This window comes from Caballeronia sp. M23-90 (genome assembly GCF_053574605.1).
Genome location: NZ_JBSIPA010000301.1, coordinates 1 through 8058, shown reverse-complemented (window position 1 = coordinate 8058; position 8058 = coordinate 1). Strand labels below are relative to the sequence as shown.

The following is an 8058-nucleotide window of genomic DNA, read 5'->3' as shown; positions in this document are numbered from 1 at the left end:
TGCATAGGGAATCGAATGGAGGCCCTTGCCGAGTTGTACGTCCTCGCCGTTACGGTTGGGCGTGGTGTCGCCATCGTAGTTAAAGGGCGGCCCGTAGCGCGACCACCGGAAGCAACGTGGCTTCTATAATAGAAGCACGGGTAACGGTGACGGACAGGGAAGCACGGCCAACTCGGCTGTAGATACTGTTCGAAATTCCGCTGCCGGTGTTTGGAATGGTTTTGTTTCGATAGGCGAGATGATTGCGAATGCGCCGAACGGAGGCCCGTTTGCATCACCCGGTGATCCAGGATATCTCTCGGCAGATTGGTTGCATTTGCCTTATACGGCGGGCGATCAGGTTGGTCCTGGAGTCGAGTTCTGGGCAGCGATACTAGCGACTAAAGGCCGCGGAAAGGGAACCGCAGCTGAGGCAAAAGCACTTTCGGAAGCGCAAGCGTTTGAAAGGTCTCTTGTTAATCTGCCGCCCGGAGAGCGCGTAGCACAGGTAAAACAAACCGCGCAGACCATTGCTTCTGACAATGGCTGGACTAAGGACTCCCAGCTTAGTCGCATCAACGGCCGAGATGTGTATCGTGCAGACGATGGAACCTTATATGCTGTTGATTCGCAGCATGGGCGCTTTGAGCAAGTCAATGGAAAAAACGGCACGCATATGGGTGAAGTAAGTATGCTTGATTTGCGACCCACCAAACCTGCGGATACGTCAGGGCAACACGACCTTAAATTGAAATGACTACTTGGAAAAAGTTGATTGAGAGCACCGACCCGGAAATGAAGCGAGGCACGTTGCTTCGTTTCACTGCGGGGCAGCCATTCGAAAGCCATGTGGTGATGATGGTTTGCGAGGCCCCTGATAAGTCGGATCGACTCGGCCTAATAGCGATCAGTGGTTATAAGGCCGGGATTAATTGCTATGTTGTGTTTCCAAACGAAACTTCCTCCTATCATCTGTCGACCCGATGGCTAATCGACAACTGGCAGCTCTGGGTTTGGCCGGATGGTGACGTCAATGAAGTTGAAGTTCACGAGCCGCTAAATGCTTTAAAGATCAGATAACAGGGAATCCGGCCAAAATCGGGTTCCCTTTTTGGGAAGCTTGGTTCATGCTGCCGCTTGCAGTAAGGTTGCCGAAGATCGACGAAGGCGAACCGCCTGTCACGCGATTGAGCGTGGCGCCCGATCCGTTATCGATAGCGACACTGTTTCCCTTGCCGATATCAAAGCGGTTCCAGTCGACCACCCCGCGGGTGGAACCGGGTTGCGTATCGCCAGTACGTTCGGCTGGGCGGTTATGGTTCCCGCGCCGGCGACACCGCCGCCTTGTGGAAGGCGGCCCGCCGCGAGCGCATCGGCCGCCAGGAACATCCAATTGAGCGAGATGCCAATGGCGACCGAGATGCGTTCGCGTGAGTGCTGTCGACGCAGTACGCTTCGCGCAGACCGCGATAGTGCGGTACGTGTCATATACAGTCCCTTTTCGGCGCGGGCGCGTAACTGCTGCCGACGACCCGCGGAGCCGACCGGAAACGCATGAATTGCCGCATCTGGAGATCAACAGGTCGCGTCACCACGACATGTTGATAACCTCAACCCTTTTCGCCATCTTGCAGGGCTTTTATGCCACATGCTTCGTGGGACCTATGATTCGCGCGTACACGATCCGACGCTAAATCGCGTGGAGTACTGTGTTTTCCTTGGTGTGCTTCCCGAAGTGATCTGTCGAAAGCTAAAAAATAACCGACATGAACCGGCAGACATGGTTGCCGCGTCAATTCCACCGTTTAGGTACCCGATCTATTCTTTATAAGAATGAATCTTATGAACGGGTTGAGGATTATCTTCGGCGCAGATAGCTTGTACGATTGGCCTCTAGTTAAGAACAGAGAAAACGTCGTCTACGTTTCATTCTTCGAGAAAGTGTTTTGGGTTCAAAGCTTTCCAAAACGATTAACAGTCCTTCAGAGTCATCTTGAAGTGGTCAATAAGGCACTGCCGTCTTATCCGCTTCGCCGAGGCGCTTCGCCAAAGGCCAACTTGCGTCTCCAACGCCAACTAATCTGCTTAAGGAAAATTCTATGAACATCGATCTAAAAGGCCGGAAGGCAATCGTAACGGGCTCTACCGCCGGTATCGGTCGAGCGATTGTCGAGGGGCTGGCGCGCGCTGGAGCGTCTGTCGTGATAAACGGCCGAGGCGAAGAACGGGTTAGCAAAGCTGTTCAGGAGATACGTCAGCTATTTCCCGAGTCCGATATCGATGGCGTCGTCGCCGACTTGGCCACAGCTAAAGGCGCAGCATCTTTTTTCGAGCAAGTGGAAGGCGCCGACATTTTGATCAATAACCTGGGCACGGCAAAGCCCAAGCCCTTTGACGAGCTCACCGATGATGATTGGCTCGACCTGTTCCAGATCAACGTCTTGAGTGGTGTAAGGATGACTCGCCATTACCTACCGAAAATGGTGAAGCAAGGGTGGGGACGAGTTGTGTTCATCAGCAGCGAGTCCGCACTGGCCATACCGAAGGAAATGATCGACTACGGTATGACAAAGACGGCGCAACTTGCAATTTCCAGAGGAGTTGCGGAAACAGTCGGCGGAACAGGTGTAACGGTAAATTCAGTCCTTCCAGGCCCGACGCGCTCCGAAATCATGTCGAACTGGATGAAATCCGGGGCCGAGAGCCAAGGCATCACCCAAGAAGCCGCCGAGCAGCAATTTCTGAAAACAACGCGTCCCACATCGCTCATCAACCGATTCGCAACCACGGAAGAGGTTGCAAATATGGTTGTGTACGTCTGTTCAGAGCAGGCTTCGGCCACTACTGGTGCCGCGCTACGAGTGGACGGCGGCATCGTCAGATTTGTTGCGTAAAGCTAAGCGTATTTGGACTTCACGGTCGACTTGGCACCGACGGATGATTCGATCGATTCGCCTATGGTCGGCTCACCGCTCGGCTGTGCACGAACGTTGAAATCGCTTCGACGAGATGGTCCGCCAGAGGCAAGTCTGGATCCGAGTGCGCGGCGAGGTTTTTGTTCCGGTCTGCCTTATCGACACGCTTGAGGACGTGGTTTGCGTTGGCGACCAGCACGAGTCCGGCCTGGGGGTACGAACGACATCTAATCTCTAGCGACAATTGTTAGCGATCCAGAGTTTGGTGTCGATTGTCCGCTCGTGGCCGGGCTCTGCCCTACGGACGATCGGCCGTACCCGACCCCCAATCGACCTTTGAAGGACCGCGCATCGAACGGCCGTTTTCAAGGTATTGCAGACCTTCGCGCACTCTTGCCAAACGACCCCTTGTCTCGTCTTTAGTGTCGACTTCCCTTGCACACCAAGCAACATCCGTATTTAGCGAGAACAGACGTGCCCGCTATTAGAAAACATCGTGCGACAAATGCATCTGCATTGCATGCGAGCATGCCTCCTTCGTATTCGGTGTCCCTCAGGGACTGATGGTTCGCGAAGGCCTTCAAGATCAAAGCGCCGGATGAAGACTGCGTACCGGGCTCACCGCTTCGAGCAGGGAGGCGACGTGGAGAATGGTGGATTCCGCTTGCCACGCGCCGACGACCTGCACGTTGATTGGCATCCCTTCCTTGCTCGTACCGAACCGCATTGCCAAGCCCGGCAAGCCAGTTACGTTCAGCGGCACCGTTGCGCCTTGCAGGTAGGTGGCATCTACCGTCTGGCCGTCGATGACGAAGCTTTCGACGCCATGTTTGTGAGCTGAGATCGGCAGCACATGGGTGATCAGCGCGTCGTATCGGGTGAAATAGTCGGCATAGCCATCGCGCAGTCGCTCGGCTGCCTGCTCAGCCTCGATAAAGTCCTGCATCGACGTATCAGGCAATGAGAGCATCGTCTTGGCCATCTTGTAGAGTTCATCCTGGCTGCGGCCTGCCGTGGCGGCCGCAAAGGCGGGCTTCATTTCCATCACATGGAGCTTGTTGAATACGTCGAGCGCAAAATCGCGTTCGAGTGCAGGGATACCGACGTGTTCTACGAAAACGCCTTGATCCTTTAGTGCGTCGGCGGCTGCCTTAACCGTCGCCGCAACCTCTGGATCGACGGGCCCGAAGCCAGGGCCGACCATCCAGCCTACGCGTAAGGGACGAGCCGGGGCGCGACCCATACCCGCATCGAATTGGACCGTGCTGCTCGCAAACGCATCCTTGCCGTCTGGTCCGCTCAATATCGAAAACGCCAGCGCGATGTCACGCACCGAGCGGGCCATCGGGCCGACATGCCAGAATCGACGTGGTGCACGGGGCCAAATACCTGTCATCGGCACACGGCCATGCGTAGCTTTCATGGAAGTGATGCCGGTCTGTGCCGCCGGGCCACGCACAGAAATAGCGAGGTCTGTCCCTAGTCCAATCGGAGACATCCCTGAGGCGATTGCCGCCGATTCGCCGCCGCTCGAGCCACCTGGCGTGCGGGTCAAATCCCACGGGTTATTCGAACGACCGGACAGCAGATTGTCACTCTCGATCCAGTAGGAAAACTCGGGGAGATTCGTCTTTGCGAGCAGGATACCGCCCGCTTTTTTCATGCGCGCAACACTGCTTGCATCGGTATCCGGGCGGCGATCTTTGAAGATGGGCGATCCGCGCTGGGTCAACACGCCAGCCGTGTCGATCGAATCTTTGACGGTGAAGGGGACGCCATGCAGCGGACCCAGTTCATCTCCGGCCAGGACCGCGGCTTCGGCGGCCTTTGCAATCTTCAGCGCTTCGTCCGCTACCGTCACTATCGCGTTCACTTTCGGGTTCACGGCGGCAATACGGTCAAGGTGCGCCTGCATGACTTCGACCGGCGAAACTTCCTTGGTGCGGATAAGTTCGGCCAGCGCTGTCGCATCTTGAAAGAATAAGTCGTTTTTCATAGAGCAGCCTCTTGGGTTGGGGAGCGGTCATATGGCGTCAAATAAAACTAACTAACGTTTGTTAGGTAGACAATAGACGCTATACTTGTCGTCGTCAACACTTCTTTCACCGCAGGGATTTATGAAGAACCAGCCGAGCACAAGCCCGAGTTCCAGCGACAAGATTCTTGTTGCTGCGACCAGAATTGCGCAGGCCCACGGCTTTGGCGGACTGAACATGCGTGCGCTTGCCGACGATCTGGGTATCAAGGCCGCTAGCCTTTATTACCATTTCTCCAGCAAGGCGGACCTTGCCGCCGCGGTGGCCAGACTTTACTGGGAAGACTCGGCGGCTACGCTGGAAGCCTTCTTGATCGAGACCCCTGCTCCTGCCGAATGTTTGCGCAGATACCCGAATACGTTTCGTAAATCGTTGGAAAGCGACAACCGCATTTGTCTTTGCAGCTTCATGACGGCCGAGTACGACGATCTTCCCGAGGGCGTCAGGGCCGAAGTGCGGGCATTCACGGAAGTGAACGTCGCGTGGCTTAAAAGGGTCATCGTGGCGGGCGCGATGGTTGGCGCCCAAGACGCCGAAAATCGTGCACGGGCGATTTTTGCTGCAGTCTCAGGCGCGCAATTAATGGCGCGTGGCCGTTCCGATATCGCCCTCTTCGATGCCTTGATAAACAGTTATCGCGAGGCAGGACTGATCCCGGCATAAAAGAGGCATGCGGAATTGGTCTCCGCTGGACGCGTCACATCGACCGTAATAAAGCGTCTGCTATTCCCTTGATACTGCAAGGTGAATCGAGACTGGCCGCGTTCCATTTAGCGAGAGAGCCTCAACCGTGGACCGCCGCAGTAACCACAATGAGAGCCGAAAAGACCAGCGCCGGGGCGAGATGCCGGAACGGCTCCCGATTTCGTAGCAACGTGAAGAGCGCACCGATCATGATCGCACCGGCCAGCGTCAGGCCTAAAACCCTGGTTTGCCGTCCAGGAAGAAGTGTTGCACTGAGCAGTTCGAGAGCGCCACACAGCAACGGAAACCATGCCGGGTAACCCCATCGTGCGAAGTCGCGCTTCACCGCGCCGAGCCCCGCGAGATTGACCACCCCGGCAACCGCGAACAGAACCGCTGCGATCGTCGCGAGAATCGACTGGAAATTCAACGCCATCGTCATGCTCCGGTGCTTTGCTGAAAATGCGTCTGTGCGGAAAGGTCGGTAATCAGGCTTGGGCCGTGGGGTTCCCACGCAAGAACGCGCCGGGCATGCTGGCCGCTTATCGTCTGGTCGAGCGCCAGTGCGTCAGCAAACGGGCCAAGCGATTTGCGAGCATCGTCGAGCGGCCATAATTCGACACGCTCGGCGCCGACCGAGGCCCGAATCGCTTCGCCCATACCGGCAACGGCAACGGCATTTTCCGCGACCACGTTGAAGATCTGTCCCGTCACTCGACCGTCCCCGCTTGCCGCCCGCTCCACCGCGCTCAGATAGGCAGTGGCGAGATCATCGACGTGCACCGCGGGCCAGTGGTTGCGGCCATCTCCGACGATTCTCACAGTGCCGGTCTGACGGACCATGCCGGCAATCATGCCGAAGACGCCGCCGCCGTGGCCGTGCACCATCGCCGGCCTGAGGATCACTGCGGCAATCGAGCGGCTTGCTGCCAGCGCCAGCACCTGCTGCTCCACTGCGGGCCGCCAGGCGACGAGTGGTGTCGGGTTCAGCACCGATGCTTCAGCCGCGGGCTCTCCTGCCTTATTGCCGTAGACCCAGGTGCCCGACGTGTAGACAAATGCCGCGCCCGGGTGCGAATGCGAAAGCATCGCTACAACGGCAGCCTCATCGGCTGCGGCGGTGGAAGCATCGTTGGTCGACGCCGTGTGAATCACACCATCAGCGGCACCGGCAGCCGCCGCGAATGACTGTGGCTCACGCAAGTCACCGCCGTGCAGTTTCACGCCGAGCGGTACCAGCGCGCTCGCCGCCGCCGACCTGTCGTCGCGCACCAGCGCCGTCACCTGATGGCCGAGGCTGATTGCCTTGCGTGCGACCGCTTGCCCGATGTAGCCCGTACCACCTGTAATGAATAGTTCCACAGCGTTCTCCTCGATGATTGCCTGTAAAGGGACAAAACATGCAAACAAGACTGGTCAGTCTCGTTATCACAAATCTAAACGAGACTGACCAGTCTTGTCAACTATTCGATGATCTGTTATTTATCTGGCATGAACACATCCTCTCTCCCCGACTTGAGCCCGTTGCAACTCCGTAAGCGGTCCGCCATTCTCGACGGCGCGAAAACCGTTTTTTTAAGCCAGGGGTTCGGCTTGGCAACGATGGACGATGTCGCCGCTGCTGCTTGCGTCGGCAAACAGACCGTCTACCGCCATTTCAAGTCGAAGGAGGCACTCTTCGTTGGTCTGGTCAGCGAGATGTGCGCTCAGGTGGGCGTACTGCTTGCCGGCGCTCAGGGCGAGCAAACCGATGGCGCATCCGAGGTCGAGTTACGCAAGTTGGGATGGATGCTGGCGCGAAGTCTTATCACGCCGGACTATCTCCGGCTTTACCGGGCCATCGTTGCCGAGGCCGAGCGTCTTCCGGAGCTCGGCCAGGTGTTTTACGAGAATGGTGCAAAGGTCGTGCGAGCCTTCGCCGCACAAATCCTGCGAAAGCGATTCGACGATTCGACTGCTGCATTGCGGGCAGCGACATTCGTTCAGTTGGTGCTCGGCGACGCGTATCTGGAACTGTCAATTGGCTACGCGGTGCCCAATGTCGAGGCGCGCTTTGCGCTGCAGATCGACGAGGCGGTGGCGGCTGCGCTTCGCTAAGAAACGCCGCACGAGATGTCTAGCCGCTGCATGCGAAGCGCAGCAGCATGTAGCGTGAAAGCAAGGCCGCGCTTCCGAAATCCCATCCCTTTAAACCCGAAACACCGCCACCGCTACATCCAGCCGCTCAGCCTGCTGTTCCAGCGAAGCCGCCGCAGCCGCCGCTTCCTCCACCAGCGCGGCGTTCTGTTGCGTGACTTCATCCATCTGTGCGACGGCGCGATTGATCAACTCGATGCCACCTGTCTGCTCCGACGAAGCCGCGCTGATCTCGCCGATGATGTCCGACACACGCTTCACCGCCGCGACGACCTCGCCCATCGTCTGCCCGGCCTGTCCGGCGAGCA

10 protein-coding genes are annotated in these 8058 nt (G+C 57.4%); 5 read left to right on the top strand and 5 right to left on the bottom strand.

Going from position 1 to position 8058, the window contains the following annotated elements:
- The first annotated feature begins 238 nt into the window (after nucleotides 1–238).
- Together ACRXB1_RS24305 and imm45 are read left to right on the top strand one after the other, a co-directional pair.
- Nucleotides 239–736 carry a hypothetical protein gene (locus ACRXB1_RS24305; protein ID WP_449493484.1) on the top strand — a complete coding sequence of 166 codons (498 nt, stop codon included), beginning with the start codon at nucleotides 239–241 and terminating at the stop codon, nucleotides 734–736.
- The gene (gene imm45 / locus ACRXB1_RS24300; RefSeq protein WP_449493483.1) at nucleotides 733–1059 is read left to right on the top strand and encodes an Imm45 family immunity protein; all 327 of its coding nucleotides are present in this window, start codon (nucleotides 733–735) and stop codon (nucleotides 1057–1059) included. The genes ACRXB1_RS24305 and imm45 overlap by 4 nt, the downstream gene beginning before the upstream one ends.
- Here the strand turns inward: imm45 and ACRXB1_RS24295 are convergent.
- Nucleotides 1052–1243, bottom strand: a complete 192-nt coding sequence (locus ACRXB1_RS24295) for a filamentous hemagglutinin N-terminal domain-containing protein (protein ID WP_449493482.1) — start codon at nucleotides 1241–1243, stop codon at nucleotides 1052–1054. The two genes, imm45 and ACRXB1_RS24295, sit on opposite strands and share 8 nt — an antisense overlap.
- Nucleotides 1244–2078: 835 nt before the next feature.
- On the opposite strand from ACRXB1_RS24295, the gene ACRXB1_RS24290 reads away from it, so the two are divergent.
- The gene (locus ACRXB1_RS24290; RefSeq protein WP_449493481.1) at nucleotides 2079–2873 is read left to right on the top strand and encodes an SDR family NAD(P)-dependent oxidoreductase; all 795 of its coding nucleotides are present in this window, start codon (nucleotides 2079–2081) and stop codon (nucleotides 2871–2873) included.
- Between the two features lie 607 nt (nucleotides 2874–3480).
- On the opposite strand, the gene ACRXB1_RS24285 is transcribed toward ACRXB1_RS24290, so the two are convergent.
- Nucleotides 3481–4890: an amidase gene (locus tag ACRXB1_RS24285; protein WP_449493480.1), complete on the bottom strand. Its 1410-nt coding sequence runs from the start codon at nucleotides 4888–4890 to the stop codon at nucleotides 3481–3483.
- A gap of 121 nt (nucleotides 4891–5011) precedes the next feature.
- Between ACRXB1_RS24285 and ACRXB1_RS24280 the strand changes: the two genes are divergently transcribed.
- The gene (locus ACRXB1_RS24280) at nucleotides 5012–5593 is read left to right on the top strand and encodes a TetR/AcrR family transcriptional regulator (protein WP_075360117.1); all 582 of its coding nucleotides are present in this window, start codon (nucleotides 5012–5014) and stop codon (nucleotides 5591–5593) included.
- Between the two features lie 121 nt (nucleotides 5594–5714).
- Here the strand turns inward: ACRXB1_RS24280 and ACRXB1_RS24275 are convergent, their stop codons facing one another.
- Nucleotides 5715–6050 (bottom strand): DoxX family protein, encoded by a 336-nt coding sequence (locus tag ACRXB1_RS24275; protein ID WP_231941484.1) that lies wholly within the window; start codon nucleotides 6048–6050, stop codon nucleotides 5715–5717.
- A gap of 2 nt (nucleotides 6051–6052) precedes the next feature.
- A complete protein-coding gene (locus ACRXB1_RS24270) occupies nucleotides 6053–6976 on the bottom strand; it encodes an NAD-dependent epimerase/dehydratase family protein (RefSeq protein WP_449493479.1) in 924 nt (307 codons plus the stop codon).
- A 108-nt stretch (nucleotides 6977–7084) separates the two neighbouring features.
- Here ACRXB1_RS24270 and ACRXB1_RS24265 point away from each other — a divergent pair, with 108 nt between their 5' ends.
- On the top strand, nucleotides 7085–7711 hold the full coding sequence (locus ACRXB1_RS24265; RefSeq protein ID WP_449493478.1) for a TetR/AcrR family transcriptional regulator: 627 nt from the start codon (nucleotides 7085–7087) through the stop codon (nucleotides 7709–7711).
- A 90-nt stretch (nucleotides 7712–7801) separates the two neighbouring features.
- Here the strand turns inward: ACRXB1_RS24265 and ACRXB1_RS24260 are convergent.
- Nucleotides 7802–8058: methyl-accepting chemotaxis protein (locus tag ACRXB1_RS24260; protein WP_449493477.1), on the bottom strand; the 257-nt coding region annotated here is incomplete at its 5' end.